The organism is Algiphilus sp. (assembly GCF_023145115.1).
Lineage (GTDB): Bacteria > Pseudomonadota > Gammaproteobacteria > Nevskiales > Nevskiaceae > Algiphilus.
In genome coordinates this window covers 79,004-103,211 of record NZ_JAGLEJ010000001.1, presented here as the reverse complement: position 1 = coordinate 103,211, position 24,208 = coordinate 79,004, and the positions used below count along the sequence as shown (strand labels likewise).

Sequence of the window (24,208 nt, the reverse complement as noted above, 5' to 3'; positions counted from 1 at the left end):
CCGCAGTCCGGCGGCGCGGTCAGGCGTCGAGCGCGGCGAGGCCGTCCAGGACCACGTGCTCGCGGGTCTGCCATGCCGTCGGGTCGAGGTGCGGCAGCAGCGTGGCGGCGTCGCCCCCGCTGAGGAAGGCGGGGCCGTCATGGTCGCGCCGGCAGCGCTCCAGCAGACCCAGCGATGCCGCCAGCGCGGCCTCGGCCACGCAGCCCTCCGTGCTGGTGCCGGGGCGGCCGTCGGCCGGCGCGTCGAAGGCGTGCGGAAAGCGCGTGCGGTCGAGCACCGCGCTGCGCATGGCGTGCAGGCCGGGGGCGATGTAGCCGCCCAGATGGCGGCCCTCGGCGTCCACGATGTCGACCGTCAGCGCGGTGCCGGCGCTGGCCACCAGGAAGGGGCCGCGCAGCTCGCGCCACAGCGCCAGCATGGCCAGGAAGCGGTCCACCCCCAGGCGCGCGGGGTCGTCGTAGGCGATGCGCAGCCCGTCACGCTCGGCTTCGGTATCCGCGAAGCGTACCGCGCTCGCGCCGGCCGCCGCGGCGGCCGCGCGCAGCGCGTCGCGCGTGGTCGCGCCCATGACCTGGGCGATCAGCACTTCCGCGCCCGCCAGTGCCGGCAGCGTCCGCAGCGCCGTCACCGGGTCGCCGTCGTGGGCGTGCCACGCCACCGCCGCGGCGTCGCCCGCGCGCCACTTCAGACGGGTGTTGCCGATGTCGATCAGCACCCGGCTCATGCCGGTCGCACCGAGACATCGCCGGCGTGCACCGCCTGCAGTGCCCCGGTGGCGTCGGCCACCAGCAGCGCGCCGCTCGGGTCCACCCCGCGCGCGATGCCCTGCCAGGCGCTGGCGGCGTGCACGGTCACCGGGCGGTCGCGCAGCACGTCGCGGCGCGCGAAGGCATCGCGGAACGCGTCGAGACCCTGCTCGGCGAAGCGTGCGCAGCCCGCCAGCATGGCGTCCGCGAGCGCCGCGCACAGCGCGCTGCGCGCGGGCGGCGCGCCGGTCACGCAGTCGGCAAGCGCCACGGCCGGCTGATCGAGGGCATCGAGGCCGGCATGGCGGTATACGTTCACGCCCAGGCCGACCACCACGCGGAAGCTGCCGCCCATCTCGCCGCGCGCCTCGATGAGCAGCCCGCCGAGCTTGCCACCGTCGACCACCAGATCGTTCGGCCACTTGAGGCCGACCGCGCGCGCGCCGGCGGCCTCCAGCGCGTCGGCCGCGGCGCAGCCCATCGCCAGCGGGAGGGCGCCGAGCGCAGCCGCCGTGTGCGCGAAGTGCCACGACACCGACAGATACAGGCTGCGGCCGAACGGCGACGCCCAGTCCCGGCCACGCCGGCCGCGGCCGGCACTCTGCATCTCCGCGGTGCAGACCTGCGGATCGGCGCTCGGCGGGGCGTCGAGCAGCCAGCGATTGGTCGAATCGACGGTATCGAGCACGGTGACGGTGTCGGTGCGCGCGCGCAGCGCATCGCGCATGGCCTCGGCATCGAGCGGATCCAGCGGCTCGGCGAGGCGATAGCCGCGGCCCGCGGTGGCGGCGATGTCGAGTGCGTAGTCGCGCTTCAGGCGCGCCACGCGCTTGGCCAGGGCCGCGCGTGAGCAGCCGGCGCGCATGGCGAGCTGCTCGCCGGAGTGCCAGTCGCCGTCGGCGAGCGCGCGCAGCAGCGCGCTCAGTTCCGGTTGCGGATCAGCCATCGCCGCAGCAGCGCGATGCGCTCCATGCGCACCTCGGTGCCCTGCAGCAGGCGCTGCAGATTCTCGCGGTGCTTGAAGATGACCAGCGCCGCCATCGCCATAACGAAGGGCGCGGCGCCGTCGGGCAGTTGATCGGCCGGCACGATCAGGCCGCATGCCACCGCCGTGACCGCGGCCAGCGTGCTGGCCAGGCCGATGTAGCCGGTGGCGAGCGCGGTGAGCAGGAAGACGCCGAGCATGATCGCGAAGATGCCCGGCAGCAGCACCGCGAACACGCCGGCCAGTGTCGCCACGCCCTTGCCGCCGCGGAAGCCGGTCCACACCGGATAGCAGTGGCCGACCGCCGCCGCGACGCCGGCGATGAAGCCGAGCGGCTCCGGATTGGCGGCGCCGCCGAGCAGCCACGGCAGCAGCAGCACCGCCAGCACGCCCTTGCCGATGTCGATGGCCAGCACCGGAATGGCGAGTCGCGCACCGCCGGCGCGCAGCGCATTGGTGGCGCCGACGTTGCCCGAGCCGCTGCTGCGCAGATCGACACCGCGCAGGCGTGCCATCAGCGACCCGCCCAGCACGGTGCCGAGCAGGTAGCCGCCGAGGGCGCACAGGACACCGGCCAGGAACGGGCTCATGCCGCGGCCTCGCCGAGCCAGGCGGCACGCCGCGCGCGCGCCGCGCTGTCGGCGTCGTCGTCGAGCCTGAGCCGGAAGGCATCGGCGAGCGGGGTTTCCGGTGCCAGCAGTGCCTCGCGCAGTTGGTGGTCGCGGAAGTAGTGCGCCGTCACCGGTTCACCGGGGCGCAGCCGGAGCAGGCGCGCGCTGATGTTGTGCGCGGTGACGCGGGCGCTACCGAGTGCCACCAGCTCGTCGCCGCCGCCCAGGCCTGCGCGCTGCGCCGGGCTGTTCTCGACCACGCCGGCCAGCACGGCGCTCTCCGGGCGCAGGCGCAGCCCGACGCGGGCCTGCCGCTCGGGATGCTGATCGTCGACGTCGTGCTCGCAGCGGATGCCGAACGCGGCCAGCATCTCGGGCAGCGGCAGCTCGCCGGTGCCGCGCAGCCAGCCGTGCAGGTCGGTGCCGAGCTCCGGGATGCCCGACAGCGCGCGCGCGGCGCGCTCCAGCGCGCCCTCCGGCGCCGGCGTGCCGGTGGCGCCGTGGTCCTGCCAGAGCCTGCGCATGACGGCGTCGAGACTGGTATCGCCGTCGCGGCGCAGGCGCAGGTCCAGCAGCAGGGCGGCGAGCGCGCCCTTGGCGTAGTAGCTGACGGTGGCGTTGGGGAGGTTCTCGTCGGGCTGGTAGAACTTGGTCCACGCCTCGAAGCTCGACTCGGCCAGGCTGTGCAGCTGGCGGCCGGGCGTGCGCCCGACGCGGGTCATGGTGCGCGCGACCAGGTCGAGATATTCCTGCACGCTCAGGCAGCCGGCGCGCAGCAGCATGTAGTCGTCGTAGTAGCTGGTGACCCCTTCGTAGGCCCACAGATCGCGGGTGTAAGCCTCGGCGCCGAGATCGGATGCCGCGAAGGCTTCCGGCGTGATGCGCTTGACGTTCCAGAGGTGGAAGTACTCGTGGCTGCACAGCCCGAGGAACTCGCGATAGGCGGCCTTGCGCTCGGTTTCGCCCTGCAGGGGCAGTGCATCGCGCGCGCACACCAGCGCGCAGGAGCTGCGGTGCTCGAGGCCGCCGTAGCTGTCGGCGGTGACCGCGGTCTGGAACTGGTAACGCGCCAGCGCCGGTTCGTTGCCGAAGAGCGCGCGCTGGGTCTCGCACACCCGCGTCAGATCCTCGCGCAGGCGTGCCTCGTCCAGCGCCGGCGGCAGCAGGCCGGTGAAGGCGAGCTCGTGGTCGATGCCGTCGGCCGCGAAGCGCACCCGTCGCAGCGGTCCGAAGCTCAGCGGGTGATCGACGAGGTCTTCCCAGTCGTCGGCGCGGAAGTCGCCGAAGCCGCGCTTGTCGGTGTCCACCGGCGTCAGCGTGGTGGCGGCGCACCAGTCCTCGAGCGGCGGCGGCTCGATGGTGACGCCGACGGCGCCGTCGTGGCCCTCCACGCGCCAGAACACCGAGGTGCCGTTGATGAAGCCGCGACTGTCGTCGAGATAGGCCTTGCGCACGCTGGGGTCGAAGGCGTGGATCTCGTACTCGACGACCAGCGGCCCGTCGCACGGCGCGAGGCGGATGCTGCGCTTGTCCAGACGCTGCCAGCACACCGGCTGGCCGTGGCTCTCGGCGCGCAGCCAGGTGATGTGGCGCGCGAAGTCGCGCACCAGGTAGCTGCCGCGGGTCCAGCTCGCCAGGCGCAGCACCTGACCGTCGGCCTGCGGTTCCGCGATGCGGCACTGCAGGCGCAGGCGATGGGCCTGCGGGTCGGCGAGCCGGATGTGGAAGTGCAGCGAAGGCTTGGCCAAGACGCTTGCCCGTCCTGCGGCGAAAGGGCTGGCATTGTAGCGTTGCGCTTCGCCGGACCGTACCGCCGGCTTTTGGCTACACTCGCGTCAAATCACGCGCTGCCCCAGGAGAACGCAATGCGCGCCGTCGTCTGCAAGTCCCTCGGTCCCCCCGACGATCTCGCCGTCGAGGAACGCCCGGATCTCGAGCCCAAGGCGAATGAGGTCTGCATCAAGGTGCACGCATGCGGCGTCAACTTCCCGGACACGCTGATCGTCGAGGGGCGCTACCAGCTGCGCGCCGAGCCGCCCTTCATCCCCGGCTCCGAGGTCGCCGGCGAGGTGATCGCGGTGGGCGAGAAGATCCGCCACGTGCGTCCGGGCGACCGCGTCACCGCGCTGGTGCAGGTGGGCGGATTCGCGGATCAGGCCTGTGCGCCGGGCGAGGCCGTCATGCCCATCCCGCGCGAGATGGACTATTCGCAGGCCTCGGCATTTCCGCTGGTCTACGGCACCGTCATCCATGCGCTGCGTCAGCGCGCCGCGCTCGCCGAGGGCGAGACGCTGCTGGTGCTCGGCGCCGGCGGCGGCGTCGGTCTGGCGGCGGTGCAGATCGGCAAGCTCATGGGCGCGCGCGTGATCGCCGCGGCCAGCACGCAGGAGAAGCTGTCGCTGGCCAGCCACTACGGCGCCGACGAGACCATCAACTATTCGCACGGCTCCTTCAAGGACGAGGTCAAGAAGCGCACCAACGGCCAGGGTGCCGATGTCATCTTCGATCCGGTCGGCGGCGATCTCGCGCAGGACTGCTTCTCGGCGATCAACTGGCGCGGTCGCTATCTGGTGATCGGCTTCGCGGCCGGCGGCATTCCCGAGGTCGCGCTGAACCGCCTGCTGCTCAAGGGGGCCTCGGCGGTGGGCGTGTTCTGGGGCGCCTTCGTGGCGCGCGAGCCCAAGGTCAACTTCGAGAACTTCGAGCAGCTCTTCGCGTGGTTCAGCGAGGGCAAGCTGCGGCCGCACATCTCGAAGACCTATCCGCTGGAGGAAGCCGCTCAGGCGCTGGCCGACATGCGCGCACGGCGCGTGAACGGCAAGATCGCGCTTCTGCCCTGAGCCGGCCGGCCGCGGTGCGCGGCCCCTACAAGTCCTGACGGAGACTGCATGTTCTCGCGCATCTGCGTGGTGTGTACCGGCAATATCTGCCGCAGCCCGATGGGCGAGGCTCTGCTGCGCGAGCGCGCGGGCGACCGGCTGACCGAGGTGTTCTCGGCCGGTACCGGGGCCCTCGAGGGGCATCCGGCCGACCCGACCGCGGTGGCGCTGATGGCCGAGCGCGGCATCGACATCACGCCGCACAGGGGCAAGCAGGCGACCTCCGGACTGATGGCCGCGGCCGATCTGGTGCTGGCGCTGGACGGCTCGCACCTCGACTGGCTGCACCGGCACCTTCCGCAGCTGCGCGGACGCACCTTCCGCCTTCTGCACTGGCGCGGCGAGGCCGATGTGCCCGATCCCTACCGCCAGCCGCGCGCCGCCTTCGAGCACGCGCTGGCGCTCATCGACCAGGGCGTGGACGACTGGCTGCAGCGCATCGGCTGAGCGGAGGCGCATCGTCAGGAGAACGCGGGGAACCACAGATTTCACAGATTCAGGGGATTGTTCGAGCTGGTGGCGCTGACAGAGTCAGCGCACACCAGAACCAGGAAAATCGGCGTCAATCTGCGAAATCTGTGGGTAACCGTTTTCCGGGATTCGGCGCCCTTCCGCGACCCCCGTCGTCCGGTTGCTCCGCCGGTTGCCAATGAAAGGCGCGCGCGTGTGGCTGGCGGCCCCGCGCCTGCTGTACACTTTTTGGCCATTCAGCGGTCACGGGCACAGCCCGCATCGATGGTCACATCCAAGCTGCACGACGGCGCCGAGCCTCCGGCGCCCGACGCCACGGCGGATGCGCCGCGGCCGGCACCCAAGCTCTTCATCAAGACCTTCGGCTGCCAGATGAACGAGTACGACTCGGCCAAGATGGCCGACGTTCTCGCCGCTTCCGACGGTTACCAGCGCACGACCGAGCCCGACGAGGCCGATCTGCTGCTGCTCAACACCTGCTCGGTGCGCGAGAAGGCGCAGGAGAAGGTGTTCTCGGAGCTGGGGCGCTGGCGCGAGTGGAAGACGGCGCGACCCGGCCGCCAGGTCGCGGTCGGCGGCTGCGTGGCGTCGCAGGAGGGCGAGGCCATCGCCCGGCGCGAGCAGCTGGTCGATGTCGTCTTCGGTCCGCAGACCCTGCACCGGTTGCCGCAGCTGCTCGACGCCACCCGCGCCTCGGGCAGGCCCGCCGTCGACGTCAGCTTTCCGGAGATCGAGAAGTTCGACCGGCTGCCGGAGCCGCGCGCCGACGGGCCCACGGCCTTCGTGTCGATCATGGAGGGCTGCAGCAAGTACTGCAGCTTCTGCGTGGTGCCCTACACCCGGGGCGAGGAGGTATCGCGTCCGCTGCACGATGTGCTCGTCGAGTGCGCCCAGCTGGCGGCGTCGGGGGTCCGCGAGGTCACCCTGCTGGGGCAGAACGTCAACGGCTATCGCGGCGCGGCCGGGGACGGCAGCACCTGCGACCTCGCGTTGCTGATCCACTACGTGGCACGCATCGAGGGCATCGAGCGCATCCGGTTCACGACCTCGCACCCGCTCGAATTCGACGACGGCCTGATCGAGGCCTTCGCCGACGAGCCCAAGCTGGCGAACTATTTGCATCTTCCCGTGCAGTCGGGCTCGGACCGCGTCCTCAAGCTGATGAAGCGCAATCACACCGCCGGGGTCTATCTGGACAAGATCCGCCGCCTGCGCGCGGCGCGGCCGGACATTGCGCTGTCGTCGGACTTCATCGTCGGCTTCCCGGGCGAGACCGACGACGACTTCCGCGCCACCATGGACCTGATCGCCGAGGCGCGATTCGACAGTGCCTTCTCCTTCGTCTACAGCCCGCGTCCGGGCACGCCCGCCGCCAACCTGCGCGACGGCGTGCCGCCAGCGGTCAAGCAGGAGCGCCTGTCGATCCTGCAGAACCGCATCCGGCAGCTCTCCGACGAATACTGCCGCGGTCTGGTCGGCGGCACTTTCCCGGTACTGGTGGAGCGACCCTCGCGCCGCGGCGACGGCCAGATGGCGGGCCGACTGTCCAACAACCGCTGGGTCAATTTCGATGCCCCGGCGGATGCCGTCGGACGCTTCGTGGACGTCACCGTGACCGAGGCGCTCAGCAACTCGCTGCGCGGGCGTCTGGCGGAGGCGGGCGCCACCGCGTGAACACCCCCCTGCGCAGTCTCGATATCGAGCTGGCTCCGGATGATGCACGCCGGCTGGCCAGCCTCAACGGGCCCTTCGATGCCCACCTCCGGCAGGTGGAGCTGCGCCTGGGCGTGGAGATCCGCAACCGCGGCGCGCGCTTCCGGCTGCTGGGGCCGGACGACGGCATCGCGCGCGCCGAGGACGTGCTGCGCCGGCTCTACGCGCAGACCGAGTCGCAGACCCTGACCACCGAGAACGTGCACCTGGCGCTCACCGAGGCGCTGGACAGCGCGCCGCCCGAGTCGGTCGCCGGTGGCGCGGCCGCGTCCGGCGATGCGCACGCCGATGCCGACGAGGAGACCGACGGATCCGAGGGGCGCGAAGCCGGGGCGCCGCAGCCGGCGGGCAGCGAGATCGTCATCCGCACGCGCCGCGGCATCGTGCGCGGGCGCACCCAGAAGCAGCGCGACTATCTCTCGGCCATCGCGGCCAACGACGTCAACTTCGGCATCGGGCCCGCCGGCACCGGCAAGACCTACCTCGCCGTCGCCAGCGCGGTGCATGCGCTGGAGCGCGACCGGGTGCGGCGCATCGTGCTGACGCGGCCGGCGGTCGAGGCCGGCGAGAAGCTCGGCTTCCTGCCCGGCGATCTGTCGCAGAAGGTCGACCCGTACCTGCGGCCGCTCTACGACGCGCTCTACGAGATGCTCGGCTTCGAGCGCGTGGCGCGGCTGATCGACAAGCAGGTCATCGAGATCGCGCCGCTGGCCTTCATGCGCGGGCGCACGCTCAACGAGTCCTTCGTCATCCTCGACGAGGCGCAGAACACCACCCGCGAGCAGATGAAGATGTTCCTCACCCGCATCGGCTTCTCGTCGGTGGCGGTGGTGACGGGCGACATCACGCAGATCGATCTGCCGCGCAACATGCAGTCGGGCCTGCGGCACGCGCTGCAGGTGCTCGACGCCGTGCCCGGCATCGGCATGACCTATTTCGGACGCGCCGATGTCGTGCGCCATCCGCTGGTGCAAGCCATCGTGCAGGCCTATGAAGCGCATGAGGATGACGACGCCAGCGACAGCCCGTGAGCGAGATCCTCGTCCAGCGCCGCGTCCCGCCGCGCGGCATTCCGGCGGCGGACAGCCTGCGCGGCTTCGCGCGTGCCGCCGGTGCCGACGGCGATCTCTGCCTGCGCATCGTCGACGCGGCCGAGTCGCGGGCGCTCAACCACCGCTATCGCGACCGCGACCGGCCGACCAACGTGCTCTCCTTCCCGGCGCAGGCTCCGGTGCCCGGCATGACGATGCTCGGCGACCTGGTGCTGTGCGCGCCGGTGATCGCCGCCGAGGCCGCCGAGCAGGGCAAGCCGGCGCGCGCGCACTGGGCCCACATGGTGGTGCACGGCGTGCTGCACCTGCGCGGCCATGATCACGAGAACGACGACGAGGCGGCGGCCATGGAGGCCGAGGAACGCCGCATCCTCGCCGCCCTCGGAATCGCTGATCCATACTGAGATTCCCAAACCGCGGCCGTCCGGCCGCGCCCTTCCTCACTCATGAACGACGACTCGGAAAGTAGCAACGGCAACGGCCAGGAACGCAGCGACGGGGGCAACTGGTTCCGCCGCCTCGGCAAGTCGATAGCGGGAGGGCCGCGCAACCGCGGCGACATCCTCGAGTTCCTCGGCGAGGCCTCCAGCGAAGGGCTGATCGAGGGCGAGGCGCTGCCCATGATCGAGGGTGTGCTCGAGACCGCCGACCTCCAGGCGCGCGACATCATGATTCCGCGCGCGCAGATGGTCGTGCTGGAGGACGACTGGACCCTCGATCAGGTGCTGGAGGCGGTGGTCGAGTCGGGCCACTCGCGCTTCCCGGTGGTCGGCCATTCGCGCGACGAGATCACCGGCATCCTGCTGGCCAAGGATCTGCTGCGCTTCTCGCGTTCCGACGCCCCCGGCTTCGATGTCGGCGCCCTGCTGCGTCCGGCCGTGTTCGTGCCCGAGTCCAAGCGCGTCAGCATCATGCTGCAGGAGTTCCGCTCGGGGCGGAATCACATGGCGATCGTGGTCGACGAGTACGGCGGCGTCGCCGGGCTGGTCACCATCGAGGATGTCATCGAGCAGATCGTCGGCGAGATCGACGACGAGTACGACGAAGCCGAGGGCGCGATGATCCTCAAGCAGGACGAGCGCCGCTTCCTCGTGCAAGGGCTGACGCCCATCGAGGACTTCAACGAATACTTCAGCGCCGGATTCTCGGACGAGGAGTTCGACACCGTCGGCGGGCTGGTCGCGCACCACTTCGGCCACATGCCCCGGCGCGGCGAGAGCCTGCGCATCGAGAGCTTCACCTTCAACGTGCAGCGTGCCGACTCGCGTCGCGTGCACGTGCTCCAGGTCACGCTGAGCGCCGCCGAATGAGCTGGCGCGTGCCGTGCGCCGCGGCGCTCGGCGCGCTCCTGCTGATGGCCGTCCCGGGCACCGCGCCGGCCGACGATCACCTGCCGCCGCGCATCAGCCTGCTGACCTTCGGCCCGGGCGCGATCTACTGGCAGCGGTTCGGACACAACGCGCTGCTGGTGCGCGACCACGGCGTCGGCGGCGGCACGGTCTACAACTACGGCTACTTCGACTTCGGCCAGGAGAACTTCCTGGCCAACTTCGTCTACGGGCGCATGGACTATCGCCTGGCGGCCGACACCCTGTCGCGCACCGTCGCCCAGTACCACCGCGAGGGGCGCGAGCTCCACGAGCAGGTGCTCGATCTGTCGCCCACCCAGGCGCGCGAACTGGCCGCCTTCTTGGAGTGGAACGCCCGGCCGGAGAACGCCGCGTATCGCTACGACTACTTCCTGCAGGCGTGCTCGACGCGCGTGCGCGACGCGCTCGACATGGTCACCGGCGGCGCGCTGCGCATCCTCGAGGCCGCGCCCGCCGAGCTCACGCTGCGCGAGCAGGTGCTGCGCCTGACCGCGCCCGATCCGCCGCTCATGCTGGCGCTCGATCTCATCCTCGGGCCGCCGGCCGACAGACCGCGCACCCTCTGGGAGGAGACCTTCGTGCCGGAGGTGCTGGAGGAAGCCGTGCGCGGTGTCACGCTGGAAGCGCGCGGATCGGAACCGGCGCGACCGCTGGTGCGACAGGAGCGCGTGCTGGTCGCGCGGGATCCGGCGCGCGCCGCGGCGGTGCCGCCGGAACAGCCGCCGGCGCTGGCGCCGTGGTTCGCCGGCGCCGGCCTGCTGTGGGTCGTGCTGCTGCTGGCGACGCGGCGGGTGCGTGCGCTGTGGCTGATCCTGGGCGGCACGCAGCTGCTCGTCGCAGGTACGGCCGGGCTGGTGATGGCCTTCATCGGCGTCGCCACCGCCCACTGGGCGGGCTGGTACAACCTCAACATGGCCTTCTACAACCCGCTCGCCTGGGCAGCGCTGCCGGCGCTGTGGACCGCCGCGCGCGGACACCCGCTGCGCCGCTGGCAGCGCGCGGCCCTGGGCATGCTGCTGGTGGTCGCGCTGCTCGGCGTCGCGGCGCCGTTCTGGCAGGCCAACCTCCACCACCTGCTGTTCTGGCTGCCGGCGCACGCGGTGCTGTGGTGGACGGCCGCCGGGCAGGCTGCTGCTACTCGATCCCCAGCTTCTTGATCTTGTAGCGCAGCTGGCGGAAGCTCAGGCCGAGGCGTTCAGCGGCGCGGGTGCGGTTCCAGCGGGTGGCCTCGAGCGCCTCGACGATGGCGTCGCGCTCCATGGCCTGCATGCGCGCTTCCAGGGACTGCGGTTCGGGGGCGTCTTCCGTCGGAGGTGGCGCGGGTGCGGGTTCGGTCGCGGACGCGGGAGCGCCGGAGGTGCCGTTCGCCGGATTGCGCGGTGCTTCCAGGCGCAGTTCGCCGACCGTGATGGTGCTGCCGGTGCACAGGGTCATGGCGCGTTCGAGCACGTTCTCCAGCTCGCGCACGTTGCCGGCGAAGCCGTGCGTCATCAGGCGCTGCATGGCGGCGCTGTCGATGACCGGCGGCTGCGCGAGCTCGTGGCGGTCCGCGATGGCGCGCACGATGTGCTCGGCGAGCAGGGGGATGTCCTCGGGGTGCTCGCGCAGCGCGGGGGTCTGCACGGCGACGACGTTGAGGCGGTAGTACAGGTCCTGCCGGAAGCGTCCGTCGGCGACACACTGGGCGAGGTCGACGTTGGTTGCCGAGATGATGCGCACGTTGACGGGAATCTCGTCGCGCGCGCCCACCGGCCGAACCACCCGTTCCTGCAGTGCGCGGAGCAGCTTGACCTGCATGGACAGCGGCAGCTCGGCGATCTCGTCGAGGAACAGCGTCCCGCCCTCGGCGGCCTGGAATAGACCCGGGTTGTCGCGCGCCGCGCCGGTGAAGGCGCCGCGCACGTGCCCGAAGAGCTCGCTCTCCATGAGCTCGGACGGGATGGCGCCGCAGTTGACCGGGACGAAGGGGCCGTCGGCGCGCGCGCTCTGGCGATGCACGAGGCGGGCGACGCGTTCCTTGCCGGTGCCGGACTCTCCGCTGATGTGCAGCGGTGCCTGGCTGCGCGCCACCCGCGTGACCAGATCGCGCAGGGCGTGCATGACCGGTGCATCGCCGAGCAGGCCGCTGTCGTCGGCCGAGGCGTCGGGCCGTCGCGCGGGCAGGCGCAGGGCGTCGTTCACCAGTTTGCGCAGCTGCTCGAGCTGCAGCGGCTTGCTGACGAAGTCGAAGGCGCCCGCCTTGAGGCTGTCGACCGCCGCCTGGGCGTTGCCGTAGGCGGTGATCACGGCCACCGGAACGCCGGGGTGGTGCTGCTGGATGTGCTCCACCAGTGCGATGCCGTTGCCGTCCGGCAGGCGCATGTCGGTGAGACAGAGCGCGAAGTCGCCCTCCGCGAGCAGGCGCTGACCGTCGGCGACGGTCTCCGCCGGTACCGCCTCGAGCTGCATGCGCGCGAGCGCCACGCCGAGCAGTTCGCGGATGTCGCGCTCGTCATCGACCACCAGCACGCGCGCCGTGCTCATGCCGCGACGCTCCGGATGGAGGCGGGCACCTGCATGACGAAGTGTGCGCCGGTGGGCGCATCGGGCTTCAGCGTCAGCTGCGCGCCGTTGGCCTCGCACAGCGTGCGCGCGAGATAGAGACCGAGGCCGGTGCCCTTGGCGCTGGTGGTGAAGAAGGGCTCGAAGATCTGGTCGCCCAGCGCCTCGCCGATGCCGGGACCGTCGTCGCGCAGATGCAGCAGCACGCGGCCGCTCGCCGGCTGCGCGACCAGGTCGATGCGCTGCGCGCCGCTCTCCACGCTGTTGCGCCAGAGGTTGTGCAGGATGCGGCAGAAATGGTCGGCGTCGAAGTGCACGCGGGTGTCGAGCGGCAGCGCATCGAGGTCGAGGTGCAGTGCCACCCGGGTCGCGCAGTCACCGTCGCCCTCCAGGAACTGGCGGTGGGCCTGTTCGAGAAGCTCGCGCAGCGGTCGGCTCAGGGGTTCCGGTGCGCGGCCCCGGCCGATCTCGAGGACATCGCGGACGATGCCGTCGATGCGGCGCGTGTGACGCTCGATGACGGCGCGCAGCGCCGCCGCCTCCGCGGCGTCGCTGCTCGCCTCGAGGAGCTCGGTGGCCTGCGTGATGGCCGAGAGCGGGTTCCGGATCTCGTGCGCGATCGAGGCCGAGAGCCGGCCGAGTGCGGCGAGCTTGAGGCGCTGCGCCTCGTCGCGCGCGCGCCGCGCGTCCTCCAGCAGCACGAGCACCGGGGCGTGATCGCCGGCCGCCAGCGCGGTGTAGCGCACCATGAGTTCGCGTCCGTCGAGCCGGAGCGGGGTCGAAGGGGTGTGGCCGGTGCGCCAGCGCGCGAGATCGGCGGCGAGCTCGGGACTCAGCCGGCGCAGGTCCTGACCCATCTGGGCGCCGGGTGTGGGCAGCAGTGCGCGGGCGGCGTCGTTGAGGGTGCGCAGACGCTGCATGTCGTCGACCACCAGCACGCCGGAGCGCATGGTGGCGACGATGGTGTCGTTGATGCGGGAGAGGTCGCTGAGCGCGCTGCCCGCCTGCTCGGCGCGCGCCTCGCTGCGCCGGGCGCGCACCGACACCGTGCTGGCCGCGGTCGCGACCACGAAGAGGACCGCGCCGAGCGCGCCCGCCTGCGTCAGCGGCGCTGCGGTCCAGTCGTCCGGATACTGCAGCCAGAGCTCGATGCCGAACAGCGTGAGGGTGGCGAGTGCGGCGCACAGGTTCGCGAGGCGCGGGCGCAGCAGCAGGCCGTAGGCGAGCACCGGCACCAGCAGCAGCACGCCCATGCCGCCGGAAATGCCGGTGCTGGCGGCAAGCAGGCCGCCGACGACCGCGAGATCGGCGGTCACGTGCAGCGCCAGTTGGTGCTCGAACGGCGGCGTCCGCGTCACGTAGCCGATCATCAGCAGACTGCCGGCGGCGAACCAGGCGTAGGTCATCGCCTGGAACAGGCCCGGCAGGCGCAGGCCCAGGAAATCCGGTGCCACACCGCCGAAGAAGACCGCGGCCAGCGCGGGCGCGAGCACCAGCCGGTAGAGGCACAGGGCGCGCAGGACGCGCCAGTCCTCTGCGCCGCGCTCAGGCATCGCGGTCCGCGTCGCGACAACGGCTGCAGCGCAGCGCATCGTCGAGGTGGCGGCGCTCCACGAAGGTGCCGCAACCGGCGCAGGCGCGCAGGTCCGCCACCGATTCGTCGGCGGCATCGCGATCGATCTGCCGCGCCGGCATCAGCGAGCGGATGCCGCGGAAAACGAGATAACCGATGATGAGGAACAGCAGCAGTCGGAGCATCGCAGGGATCGATTCGACGAATTCCGGTATTGTGCGCGCTGCGCGTTACTGGTGGAAAACCCGCAACCGCTCCCGTCAAGAGGGGCGCAGGCGGCTCGCAACAGCAGGGAGTCTGCATGAATCTGCACGAATACCAGGCCAAAGAGCTCTTCGAGCGTTATGGCATTCCCGTTCCCAAGGGCAAGCTCGCCGACCAGCCCAACGCCGTGCGTCAGGCCGCCAAGGATCTCGGCGGTCGTGTCGTCGTCAAGGCGCAGGTCCACGCCGGTGGTCGTGGCAAGGCCGGCGGCGTCAAGCTGGTCGACGACCCGGATGCCGCCGCCGATGCCGCCGGCGCCATGCTGGGCGAGCGCCTCGTCACCAAGCAGACCGGCCCCGAGGGCCTGCCCATCGGCAGCGTCTGGGTCGAGGAGCCGTCCGACATCGCGCGCGAGCTCTATCTCTCGGCGCTGGTCGACCGCGGCACCGAGCGTGTCGTGTTCATGGCGTCGCCGGATGGCGGCATGGACATCGAGGAGGTCGCCGCCAGCACGCCCGAGCGCATCCGTTCCGTCGAGGTCGATCCCGCGGCCGGGCTGCAGCCCTATCAGGCGCGCCAGCTGGGCTTCTTCCTCGATCTGAACAAGGAGCAGGTCGCGCAGTTCACCAGGCTGTTGGACGGGCTGTACCGACTGTTCACCGAGCTCGACACCAGCCTGGTCGAGATCAACCCGCTTATCGTCACCGGCGACGGCAGCCTGCGCGCGCTGGACGCCAAGCTCAACTTCGACGACAACGCGCTGTTCCGCCACAAGGAGATCGCCGCCATGCGCGATCTCAGCCAGGAGGACGAGCGCGAGCGCATCGCGCTGCAGCACGATCTGAACTACGTGCCGCTGGACGGCAACATCGGCTGCATGGTGAACGGCGCCGGACTGGCGATGGCCACCATGGACATCATCCAGCTGCACGGCGGCGCGCCGGCCAACTTCCTCGATGTCGGTGGCGGTGCCACCGCGGAGCGCGTCACCAACGCCTTCAAGCTGATCACCAGCTCCAGCGACGTGAAGGCCATCCTGGTCAACATCTTCGGCGGCATCGTGCGCTGCGACCTCATCGCCGAGGGCATCATCGAGGCGGTCAAGCAGGTCGGCCTCAAGGTTCCGGTGGTGGCCCGACTCCAGGGCACCAACATGGAGAAGGGCCAGGAGCTGCTGCGCAACAGCGGCCTGAAGATCACGCCGGTAGACGATCTGACCGAGGCGGCCCAGACCGTGGTCGCGCTCGCCAGCAAGGAAGGCTGAAGAACCGTGAGCATTCTCGTAGACAGCAAGACGCGCGTCATCTGCCAGGGCTTCACCGGCAAGCAGGGGACGTTCCACTCGGAGCAGGCCATCAGCTACGGCACCAACCTCGTCGGCGGCGTCAGCCCTGGCAAGGGCGGCGGCACGCATCTCGACCGGCCGGTGTTCAACACTTGCCACGACGCCGTGCGCGAGACCGGTGCCGAGGCTTCCATGATCTACGTGCCGGCCGCGGGTGCCGCCGACGCGATCCTCGAGGCCGCCGACGCGGGCGTGAAGATCATCGTCTGCATCACCGAGGGCAATCCGGTGCTCGACATGGTGCGGGTCAAGGCCGCCCTCAAGAACTATCCGGACGCCGTGCTCATCGGGCCGAACTGCCCTGGCATCATCACGCCGGACCAGTGCAAGATCGGGATCATGCCCGGCCACATCCACAAGGAAGGCCGCGTCGGCATCGTGTCGCGCTCCGGCACGCTGACCTACGAGGCCGTCTGGCAGACCACGCAGAACGGTCTCGGCCAGTCGACCTGCGTGGGCATCGGCGGCGACCCGGTACGCGGCATGGGCTTCATCGACTGCATCAAGCTCTTCGAGCAGGATCCGCAGACCGAGGCGGTCATCATGGTCGGCGAGATCGGTGGCACCTCCGAGGAGGAGGCTGCCGAGTACATCCGCGACCATGTCAGCAAGCCCGTGGTGGCCTACATCGCGGGCGTGACGGCACCGCCCGGCAAGCGCATGGGCCACGCCGGCGCCATCGTCTCGGGGGGCAAGGGCACCGCCGACGACAAGTTCGCGGCGCTGGAGGCGGCGGGTGTCACCACGGTGCGCTCGCCCGCCGACCTCGGCGCGGCCATCGCCAAGGAGCTCGGCGCCTGAGATCGGGGCCGTCCCCGGGTCGCCGATGAGCGGATCCTTGCGCATAGCGGTCGCGCAGCGGCACTTCCGCGTCGGCGACGTCGCCGGCAATGCCGATGCCATGATCGCCGACCTGGCGCATGCGCGCGATGCGCTCGGTGCGCAGCTGGTCGTCTTCCCGGAGCTGGCGCTGGTCGGCTATCCGCCGGACGATCTGCTGCTGCGCAGCGGCCTCCCCGAAGCGGTGGAGACGGCGATGGCGCGCATCGCCGCGGCCGTTTCCGGCATCACGGTCGTCATCGGCCATCCCAGCTTCGACGACGGCATCTGCCGCAACAGTGCCAGCGTGCTGCGTGACGGCGCCTGCGTCGCGCGGACCCACAAGCAGGCACTGCCCAACTACGGCGTGTTCGACGAGAAGCGCCACTTCACGCCCGGCGAGCGCACGCTGTGCTTCGACTGCGCCGGACGGCGCATCGGCCTGCTGGTCTGCGAGGATCTCTGGGTCCCGGAGCCGGCCGAGCAGGCCCGGGCCGACGGTGCCGAGCTCATCGTGAGCATCAATGCATCGCCCTTCACGCGCGGCAAGGCGCAGCAGCGCGCCGAGATCGTCCGCGCCCGGGCGCGCGAGACCGGTCTGCCGCTGCTCTACGCGAATCTGGTCGGCGGGCAGGACGATCTGCTCTTCGACGGCGCATCCCATGCCATCGACGGCAGCGGTGCGCCCACCTTCGTCTCCCCGCCCTTCGTGGACGACCTCTTTCCGGTGGATTGCGAGCAGGGCGTGCTGCGCGGGCCGGTGTTCGAGGGCGAAGAGGCGATGGCCGTGCTGTGGCGCGGTCTGGTGCGCGCGGTGCGCGACTACGTCGATGGCAACGGGTTTCCGGGCGCCATCGTCGGACTGTCCGGCGGCATCGACTCGGCGGTGGTGGCGGCGATCGCGGTCGATGCCCTCGGCGCCGAGCGCGTGCGCACGGTGGCGATGCCGTCGCGCTACACCGCCGGCATGTCCAACGACGATGCCGGCGAGCAGGCGCGGCGCATGGGTACGCGGCACGACGTCATCCCGGTGGAGCCGGCCTTCGGCGCCGTCACCGACATGCTCGGGGACGTCTTCGCCGGTCGCGAGCCGGACGTCACCGAAGAGAACCTGCAGTCGCGCATCCGCGGCCTCCTGCTGATGGCGATGTCGAACAAGTTCGGTCACGTCGTGCTGACCACCGGCAACAAGTCCGAGATGGCGGTCGGCTACGCCACGCTCTACGGGGACATGTGCGGCGGCTTCGCGCCGCTCAAGGATGTCTACAAGGGCGACGTCTGGCGGCTGGCGCGCTGGCGCAACCGCGAGGTCGAGGTCATTCCGGCGCGGGTCATCGACCGGCCACCGAGCGCGGAGCTGCGCGCCGACCAGACCGACGAGGATTCACTGCCGCCGTACGCCGTGCTGGACGAGATTCTGCGGCTCTACGTCGAGGAGCAGCAGGCGCCATCGGCCATCGCCGCGCAGGGCTTCGATGCGGACATCGTGGCGCAGGTCACCGCACTGGTGCGGCGCGCCGAGTACAAGCGGCGGCAGGCGCCGCCGGGGCCCAAGGTGACGCCGGTGGCCTTCGGGCGCGACCGGCGCTTCCCGATCACGGCGCGCTACGAGACGCTCTGATCCTCGGGCATGGCCTCGGGTGCCGGGGCCTGCTCGCTGTCATCGCCGCCGAACGGCCAGAGCTTCTGCCACCAGCTCTTCTCGGGCGTGACCGGCACGCGCCGGGCGCGCACCGGCTCCACCTTGGCCAGCAGCTCGCGCGCCTCGCTGGCCTGCTCGCTGAGCCCCAGCTCGGCGTAGGAGCGCGCCAGCATCTCGACCGCGTCCAGTGTCGCCGGCGCGCCCGGATACTCGGCGATGACCGCTTCGGCGCGGCGGGCCGCCGCCAGCCAGGCGCCACGTCCGTAGTAGTAGCGCACCACGTGCATTTCGTTCTGCGCGATGCGGTTGCGCAGATAGATCATGCGCTGGCGCGCGTCGGTGACGTAGGGGCTGTCCGGAAAGCGGCCGATCAGCTGCGAGAAGTCATCGAAGGCGCGACGCAGCGAGCCGACATCGCGCTTGGTGGTGTCGACCAGATCGGAATCGTCGAAGAAGCTCGCGTTGCGTTCGAAGTTGATCATGCCCCGCAGGTAGAGCATGTAGGGAACCGCCTCATGGCGTGGATGCTCGCGCAGGAAGCGGTCGGCGCCCGCCAGGGCCTGCTCGGGCTGGAAGCTGCGGTACTGCGCGAACACCGATTCGAGCTGCGCCTGGGTGGCGAAGTCCGAGAACGGGTAGCGGCTGCGCAGCTGCTCGTACTGCTGCAGCGCGCCGGCATAGTCGCCGCTGTCCAGTCGCGCGCGCGCCGAGCGGTAGAGCTCGTCCGCGGCCAGCCGGAGCTCGCGCTGGCTGATGCGGTCGTCGGGCCGGAACGGGTTGTCGGAGCCGGTGGGAATCTGGGACCCGTCGCTGGCGCACGCGGCCAGCAGGAGGCTGGTGCACAATATGGCGCAGGGACCTGCGATGTGCCGGAGCGGACGCGCGAACTTCATGATGGCAGTGCTTTGATGGAGCAGCCCGGCAGTATATCGGAGGATGCCGAAGTGCCGGATTCGCTTGCCGGCAGGCGCCTCGATGCCGTCGCGGCCCGCCTGTTCCCCGACTATTCCCGCGCCCGCCTGCAGGGGTGGATCGCGGCGGGGCGGCTCAGCGTGAACGGGACGCCGGTGACGCGCGCGCGCAACGCCGTGGCGAGCGGCGACCGCCTCGTGCTGTCGGCCGAGGTCGACGACGCGGCGGTGGGCGAGAGCCTGCCCCAGGACATCGCCTTCGGCGTGCTGCACGCCGACGACGACCTCATCGTGGTCGACAAGCCCGCGGGGCTGACCGTCCATCCCGGCGCCGGCGAGGCCGACGGCACCCTGCAGAACGCGTTGCTGCACCGCTTCCCGGAGACCGCGCGGTTGCCGAGGGCCGGCCTCGTGCACCGCCTCGACAAGCACACCAGCGGCGCCCTGGTGGTGGCCCGGACGATCGGCGCGCACACCCACCTGGTGCGCATGCTGCAGGCGCGCGAGATCCATCGCGAGTACGACACCGTCGTGTGGGGGCGCCTGGTGGCCGGCGGCACGGTCGAGGCGCCGCTCGGGCGCGACCCGCGGTCGCGCGTGCGCATCGCCGTGCTCGCGGGCGGTCGCGATGCGGTGACGCACTACCGCGTGCACGCCCGCTTCGGCTGGCACACCCACCTGCGCGTGCGGCTCGAGACCGGGCGCACGCACCAGATCCGCGTGCACATGAAGCACATCCGCCATCCCATCGTCGGCGACGATGTCTACGGTGGACGCCGCGGCCACGGTCGCGGCATGCCCGAGGACCTGCGCGAGCTGCTTGCCACCTTCCCGCGGCAGGCCCTGCACGCCCGCCGGCTGGCGCTGACGCATCCGATCAGCGGCGAGGCGCTCGATATCGAAGCGCCGCTGCCGGCCGACATGCACGCCCTGCTCGACGGGCTGCAGCGCCTGTCTCCCGACCGTGGCGACTGACCCGCTCGCGCTCATCCGGCCCGAGTGGCCCCGGCCCCCCGGTGTCGGCGCGTGCATGACGACGCGTAGCGGCGGCGTCAGCGGCGGCGCCTTCGCCACGCTCAACCTGGGTGCTACCACGGTCGACGATCCGGCAAGCGTCGCCGCCAACCGCGCGCATCTGCGGCGCGCCGCGGCCCTGCCCGGCGATCCGGTCTGGCTCCGGCAGGTGCACGGCACCTGCGTGCTGCGGGCCGATGCCGCCCGCGACGGCGCGCCGCCGGAGGCCGACGGCAGCTGGACCGACCGGGTCGGCGTGGTCTGCGTGGTGATGGCGGCGGACTGCCTCCCCATCCTGCTCGCCCGGCGCGACGGCGGGGCGGTGGCGGCGCTGCATGCCGGCTGGCGCGGTCTCGCCGCAGGCGTCATCGATGCCGGACTCGCGGCGCTGCCGGGCGGTGGCGATGCCTATCAGGCGTGGCTGGGTGCGCGCATCGGACCCGACCACTTCCTGGTGCACGACGACGTGCGCGCGGCCTTCGCCGACGACGCCGATGCGGCGGCCTTCCGACTGGCCGCGGACGGTCGCTGGCACGGTGATCTCGGCGCGCTGGCGGGCATCCGGCTGCGGCGCAACGGTGTTGCGGTGTTCGACAGCGGACTGTGCACGGCGAGCGATGGCGACCGCTTCTTCTCGCATCGTCGCGACGGGCCCTGCGGGCGGATGGCGGCGCTCATATGGCGGATGTCGGGCTGACCCCCGGACGCCGTCGTGTTGCGGCCGCGCGCGGCGTTCTGCTACAACCGCCGCATATTGCGGGTTCGCACACGTTCCCGTACAACGCCGGCACGCGCGGAGAAGGGCGCCACCGGCGCAACCGACAAATCGGGGAGAGCAGATGGCTGGATCAATGGGGGAGTCGCGGATGCACGTGAAGGGCGCCGCGATGGCGGGGATGCTGGCGTTCGGTGTGGGGATGAGCACCGGCGCGCAGGCGATCGAGGTGCCGGTCGGCGACATCACGACCATCCGGCTGGAGAACCTCTTCACGGCGGGCGCCGCCTGGCGCATGCAGGAGCGCGATTCGTCGCTGGTCAGCAAGTCGACGCTCAACCCGGGCATCTGCGTCGCGCGGGTGCAGGGCGATTTCGATGGCGACGACCGCATGTTCATGGGCGATACCTGCAATTCCACGCAGGACGATCCCCAGTTCGGCGACGCCAACCTGCGCTACGTGAACGAGCGCGGCGGCTACGGCCCGAACGCCGACAACGGCAATACCAACTTCGACGAGGGCGATCTCATCAATGCCGCCGCCAAGCTGACCACGGACATCAGCTTCACGGTGCCGATAGGCGGGATCGACTTCGACTTCTTCGCGCGCACGCTCTTCCTGTTCGACGCCAACTACGTCGACTTCGACGAGACCAACCCCGACACCACGCACCTGCCGCGGCACACGCAGCTGTCCAGTCGCGCGCGCAGCCGCCTCGGCGCGAGCTCGCAGATCCTGGACGGTTTCGTGCAGTTCGACGTGCCCTTCATCGGTGATCGCTACCTGACCATGAAGGTCGGTCGCCAGGTCATCAACTGGGGCGAGTCGGCCTTCCTGGTCTCCAACAGCCTCAACTTCATCAACCCGCCCAACCAGGCGCTGCTGCGCGTGCCCGGCTTCGACATCGCCGAGCTGCTGCGGCCGCAGGGCATGGTCCAGCTGCAGACGCGCCTGTTCGGCGATCTGGCGCTCGAGGCGTTCTACCAGTACGAGTTCCGGCCGGTGGTCGCCGACCCGGTGGGCTCGTTCTTCTCCACCAGCGACATCGTCGGCGAGGGCGGTCAGGGCGCCATGCTGTCCTTCGGCAAGGCGCCCGAGGACCCGCTGCAGCTCTACGAGCCGTACCGCAACCCGGACGATCCGGCCGCGATCCTGGGTTCCACCGCGTCGCGCTTCGTGCAGCGCGACTATGCCGAGGAGAACGCCCGCGAGCCGGACGACGGCGGCCAGTACGGCTTTGCGCTGCGCCAGTACTTCCCCGATTTCATCGGCGGTACCGAGATCGGCGTCTATTACGCGAACTACCACAACCGCTTCCCGGTGGTGAGCGCGCGCTCGGCCGATGCCACCTGCGTCGGCAACCCCTCCGGCCCCATCGACGGGCTGCTCAACACGCTCGCCAACCTGCCGGTGGTGGGAGACCTGCCGACCGCGCCGCTGACCAACATCGCCTCCGTGCTGGCGTCGTGCCAGGTGCCGCTGGGCAATGTGGCCGCCGCGGCCGGGGTCGGCGAGTTCCAGCCCGCCGGCCGCGACGGCCTGCCGCTGGACACCATGAACCTGTTCATCGAGTACCCGGAGGACATCCAGCTCTACGGGGTCTCCTTCAACACCAACATCGGCGGCACGGCCTTCTCGGGCGAGTACGCCTACCGGCCGAACCTGCCCACGCAGATCCATTCCACCGATCTGGTGTTTGCGGCGCTGCAGCCGGCCTTCCCCGAGAACGACGTCAACCTCGGCATCGCGACGTTGCCGGGCCGCCGCTCGGCTGTGCCGTCCTTCCTCACGGAGTACCGCGACATCGAGGCCACGCCGAACACCTACATCCGCGGCTACGAGGAGCTCGAGACGGGGCAGCTCAACCTCAACTTCATCCGCTTCCTCGGCGCCAGCGCGAACCCCTTCCGCGCCTCGCAGATGACGCTGGTGCTCGAGGTCGGCCTGCAGCACGTCATCGACATGCCGGGCCTCGACGAGCTGCAGTTCAATGGCGGGCAGGCCGATACGCACATCTCGCACGGCGCCGACGGTACCCGGGGCATCCAGCCGCCGGACCTGCGCGACGTGCCGCCGGGCGATCCCGACGATCCCGACGACCTGCAGCGTCGACTGCGCCAGAATCCCACCGCGATCAGCGATCGCAGCGCCTTCGGCACCGATGTGTCGTGGGGCTATCGCGCGGTCGCCCTGACGCGCTACGACAACCTGATCTTCGGATCCAACGTCACCTTCACGACCGCCTTCTTCCATGACGTGGAGGGCACCACCCCCGGCATCGGCGGCAACTTCATCGAGGGTCGGAGGCAGATCATCGCCGGCGCGGCGTTCGATTTCCTGAACGCCTTCCAGGGGTCCGTACGCTACACTTGGTTTACCGGGGGCGGCGATCGGGACCTTCAGCGGGATCGCGACAACATCCAGTTCTTCCTCGGTTATCAGTTCTGAGGCGCGCGTTCGAGCCATAGAGACGACTACCGGTACGCGTGCCGGTCACAGGTGGAGACATGACACGATCACGGACCTCGCAGGTGCTCCGCACCCGCAACCTTGTCGCGCTCGCAGCGCTCGTTACCGGGACCGCGACCGCGCAGCTCGGCGGCAGCAAGGTCGATTTCGACGCCCTGCCGCAGCAGCCTTATCCGGCCGAGATGATGGAGCGCGCGGACAAGGATCTTGCGCTCGACGTCACCTGGACCGGCGAGCACTACATCGTCACCGGTGATCGCGGCCACGTGCTGGTCTCCCGCGACGGCCGGGACTGGGCGCAGGTGCCGGTGCCGGTGCGCGCAGCGCTGACCGCCGTGCATTTCGTCGATGCCGATCACGGCTGGGCGGTGGGGCACGATGCGGCCATCCTGCACACCACCGACGGCGGCCGGACCTGGGAGACGCAGAACTTCGAGCCCGAACTCGAGGAGCCCTTCCACGACGTGCTGTTCTTCGATCTCGAGCGCGGGGTCGCCATCGGCGCCTACGGCCTGGCCTACGTCACCAGCGACGGCGGACAGAGCTGGGGAGAACTGGAAGCGCCCGAGCTGCGCGGCGACGAGTTCCACCTCAACGACATCATCCGCCTCGATGACGGCCGCCTCTTCGTCGCCGGCGAATACGGCCTGCTGGCCGTCGCCGATGCGCCGGAGGGCCCCTGGCGCCGTCTGCAGCCGCCGTACGGCAGCTCGCTGTTCGGTGCCCTGCCACTCGACAACGGCGGCGTGCTGGTCTACGGGCTTCGCGGCAATGCCTTCGTGGCGCGCGACCTCACCGCGGTTCCCGATCTCGATCCCGATTTCGACCCGGTGCTCGGCAGCGACGACGGACTCGACGGCGAGGGCTGGGAGACGGTCTCCACGGGCACGACCAATTCCATGTTCGGGGGCGTGCGGATGCCGAACGGGAACTTCGCGCTGGTCGGACTCAACGGCCAGATCGTTCGACTGACGCCGGAGGCCGAGCCGGACAACGCCTGGCGTACCGCCAGCGAGAGTCCGCTCGCCAGCGCCCAGCTCGGGCCCGACCATGACCTCATCCTGGTCGGCGAGAGCGGCATCGAGCACTTCGACCTGCCCTGACACTGGCCGGCTCACGGCGAGACACGGCAACGCAACGCACGCGC

The 24,208-nt window shown here is 70.8% G+C and carries 22 protein-coding genes; 14 read left to right on the top strand and 8 right to left on the bottom strand.

The window, feature by feature from the left end; genetic code table 11:
- Positions 1 to 19 precede the first annotated feature (19 nt).
- Genes KAH28_RS00435 through KAH28_RS00420 form a run of 4 tightly spaced genes read right to left on the bottom strand, consistent with a single transcriptional unit; the run spans position 20 to position 4,090 of the window.
- Positions 20 to 724 (bottom strand): type III pantothenate kinase, encoded by a 705-nt coding sequence (locus KAH28_RS00435; protein WP_290573824.1) that lies wholly within the window; start codon positions 722 to 724, stop codon positions 20 to 22.
- Entirely contained in the window at positions 721 to 1,692 is a 972-nt protein-coding gene (locus KAH28_RS00430) for a biotin--[acetyl-CoA-carboxylase] ligase (protein ID WP_290573823.1), read from the bottom strand. Before KAH28_RS00430 ends, KAH28_RS00435 begins: the two co-directional genes overlap by 4 nt.
- On the bottom strand, positions 1,668 to 2,321 hold the full coding sequence (gene plsY, locus KAH28_RS00425; RefSeq protein ID WP_290573822.1) for a glycerol-3-phosphate 1-O-acyltransferase PlsY: 654 nt from the start codon (positions 2,319 to 2,321) through the stop codon (positions 1,668 to 1,670). Before plsY ends, KAH28_RS00430 begins: the two co-directional genes overlap by 25 nt.
- Positions 2,318 to 4,090 carry a PDZ domain-containing protein gene (locus KAH28_RS00420; RefSeq protein WP_290573821.1) on the bottom strand — a complete coding sequence of 591 codons (1,773 nt, stop codon included), beginning with the start codon at positions 4,088 to 4,090 and terminating at the stop codon, positions 2,318 to 2,320. The genes plsY and KAH28_RS00420 overlap by 4 nt, the downstream gene beginning before the upstream one ends.
- A gap of 117 nt (positions 4,091 to 4,207) precedes the next feature.
- Here KAH28_RS00420 and KAH28_RS00415 point away from each other — a divergent pair, with 117 nt between their 5' ends.
- From KAH28_RS00415 to KAH28_RS00385, 7 genes are all read left to right on the top strand, one after another.
- Positions 4,208 to 5,182, top strand: a complete 975-nt coding sequence (locus tag KAH28_RS00415) for an NADPH:quinone oxidoreductase family protein (protein WP_290573820.1) — start codon at positions 4,208 to 4,210, stop codon at positions 5,180 to 5,182.
- Positions 5,183 to 5,230: 48 nt separating this feature from the next.
- Entirely contained in the window at positions 5,231 to 5,668 is a 438-nt protein-coding gene (locus KAH28_RS00410) for a low molecular weight protein-tyrosine-phosphatase (protein WP_290573819.1), read from the top strand.
- Between the two features lie 396 nt (positions 5,669 to 6,064).
- Positions 6,065 to 7,366: a tRNA (N6-isopentenyl adenosine(37)-C2)-methylthiotransferase MiaB gene (gene miaB, locus KAH28_RS00405; RefSeq protein WP_366918097.1), complete on the top strand. Its 1,302-nt coding sequence runs from the start codon at positions 6,065 to 6,067 to the stop codon at positions 7,364 to 7,366.
- Entirely contained in the window at positions 7,363 to 8,436 is a 1,074-nt protein-coding gene (locus KAH28_RS00400; RefSeq protein WP_290573817.1) for a PhoH family protein, read from the top strand. Before miaB ends, KAH28_RS00400 begins: the two co-directional genes overlap by 4 nt.
- Positions 8,433 to 8,861, top strand: a complete 429-nt coding sequence (gene ybeY, locus KAH28_RS00395; RefSeq protein ID WP_290573816.1) for an rRNA maturation RNase YbeY — start codon at positions 8,433 to 8,435, stop codon at positions 8,859 to 8,861. Before KAH28_RS00400 ends, ybeY begins: the two co-directional genes overlap by 4 nt.
- 42 nt (positions 8,862 to 8,903) lie before the next feature.
- Entirely contained in the window at positions 8,904 to 9,767 is an 864-nt protein-coding gene (locus tag KAH28_RS00390) for a transporter associated domain-containing protein (RefSeq protein ID WP_290573815.1), read from the top strand.
- Positions 9,764 to 10,984 (top strand): DUF4105 domain-containing protein, encoded by a 1,221-nt coding sequence (locus tag KAH28_RS00385; protein WP_290573814.1) that lies wholly within the window; start codon positions 9,764 to 9,766, stop codon positions 10,982 to 10,984. Before KAH28_RS00390 ends, KAH28_RS00385 begins: the two co-directional genes overlap by 4 nt.
- Here the strand turns inward: KAH28_RS00385 and KAH28_RS00380 are convergent.
- Genes KAH28_RS00380 through KAH28_RS00370 form a run of 3 tightly spaced genes read right to left on the bottom strand, consistent with a single transcriptional unit; the run spans position 10,962 to position 14,126 of the window.
- Positions 10,962 to 12,350: a sigma-54 dependent transcriptional regulator gene (locus KAH28_RS00380; RefSeq protein ID WP_290573813.1), complete on the bottom strand. Its 1,389-nt coding sequence runs from the start codon at positions 12,348 to 12,350 to the stop codon at positions 10,962 to 10,964. The two genes, KAH28_RS00385 and KAH28_RS00380, sit on opposite strands and share 23 nt — an antisense overlap.
- Positions 12,347 to 13,921: an ATP-binding protein gene (locus KAH28_RS00375; RefSeq protein WP_290573812.1), complete on the bottom strand. Its 1,575-nt coding sequence runs from the start codon at positions 13,919 to 13,921 to the stop codon at positions 12,347 to 12,349. The genes KAH28_RS00380 and KAH28_RS00375 overlap by 4 nt, the downstream gene beginning before the upstream one ends.
- The gene (locus KAH28_RS00370; RefSeq protein ID WP_290573811.1) at positions 13,914 to 14,126 is read right to left on the bottom strand and encodes a hypothetical protein; all 213 of its coding nucleotides are present in this window, start codon (positions 14,124 to 14,126) and stop codon (positions 13,914 to 13,916) included. Before KAH28_RS00370 ends, KAH28_RS00375 begins: the two co-directional genes overlap by 8 nt.
- A gap of 116 nt (positions 14,127 to 14,242) precedes the next feature.
- Here KAH28_RS00370 and sucC point away from each other — a divergent pair, with 116 nt between their 5' ends.
- From sucC to KAH28_RS00355, 3 genes are read left to right on the top strand one after another with little or no spacing between them, the layout of a single operon-like run.
- Positions 14,243 to 15,409 carry an ADP-forming succinate--CoA ligase subunit beta gene (sucC, locus tag KAH28_RS00365; protein WP_290573810.1) on the top strand — a complete coding sequence of 389 codons (1,167 nt, stop codon included), beginning with the start codon at positions 14,243 to 14,245 and terminating at the stop codon, positions 15,407 to 15,409.
- A gap of 6 nt (positions 15,410 to 15,415) precedes the next feature.
- Positions 15,416 to 16,291 carry a succinate--CoA ligase subunit alpha gene (gene sucD / locus KAH28_RS00360; protein WP_290573809.1) on the top strand — a complete coding sequence of 292 codons (876 nt, stop codon included), beginning with the start codon at positions 15,416 to 15,418 and terminating at the stop codon, positions 16,289 to 16,291.
- Positions 16,292 to 16,316: 25 nt separating this feature from the next.
- A complete protein-coding gene (locus tag KAH28_RS00355; protein WP_290573808.1) occupies positions 16,317 to 17,930 on the top strand; it encodes an NAD+ synthase in 1,614 nt (537 codons plus the stop codon).
- Here the strand turns inward: KAH28_RS00355 and KAH28_RS00350 are convergent.
- Positions 17,915 to 18,796 (bottom strand): outer membrane protein assembly factor BamD, encoded by an 882-nt coding sequence (locus KAH28_RS00350; RefSeq protein WP_290573807.1) that lies wholly within the window; start codon positions 18,794 to 18,796, stop codon positions 17,915 to 17,917. The two genes, KAH28_RS00355 and KAH28_RS00350, sit on opposite strands and share 16 nt — an antisense overlap.
- 63 nt (positions 18,797 to 18,859) lie before the next feature.
- Here KAH28_RS00350 and rluD point away from each other — a divergent pair, with 63 nt between their 5' ends.
- From rluD to KAH28_RS00330, 4 genes are all read left to right on the top strand, one after another.
- Positions 18,860 to 19,837, top strand: a complete 978-nt coding sequence (gene rluD, locus KAH28_RS00345; RefSeq protein ID WP_290573806.1) for a 23S rRNA pseudouridine(1911/1915/1917) synthase RluD — start codon at positions 18,860 to 18,862, stop codon at positions 19,835 to 19,837.
- Positions 19,838 to 19,892: 55 nt separating this feature from the next.
- Entirely contained in the window at positions 19,893 to 20,573 is a 681-nt protein-coding gene (gene pgeF / locus KAH28_RS00340; RefSeq protein ID WP_290573805.1) for a peptidoglycan editing factor PgeF, read from the top strand.
- 169 nt (positions 20,574 to 20,742) lie between these two features.
- Positions 20,743 to 23,040: a DUF1302 family protein gene (locus KAH28_RS00335; RefSeq protein WP_290573804.1), complete on the top strand. Its 2,298-nt coding sequence runs from the start codon at positions 20,743 to 20,745 to the stop codon at positions 23,038 to 23,040.
- A 59-nt stretch (positions 23,041 to 23,099) separates the two neighbouring features.
- Positions 23,100 to 24,164 carry a YCF48-related protein gene (locus tag KAH28_RS00330; protein WP_290573802.1) on the top strand — a complete coding sequence of 355 codons (1,065 nt, stop codon included), beginning with the start codon at positions 23,100 to 23,102 and terminating at the stop codon, positions 24,162 to 24,164.
- The last annotated feature ends 44 nt before the right edge of the window (positions 24,165 to 24,208 follow it).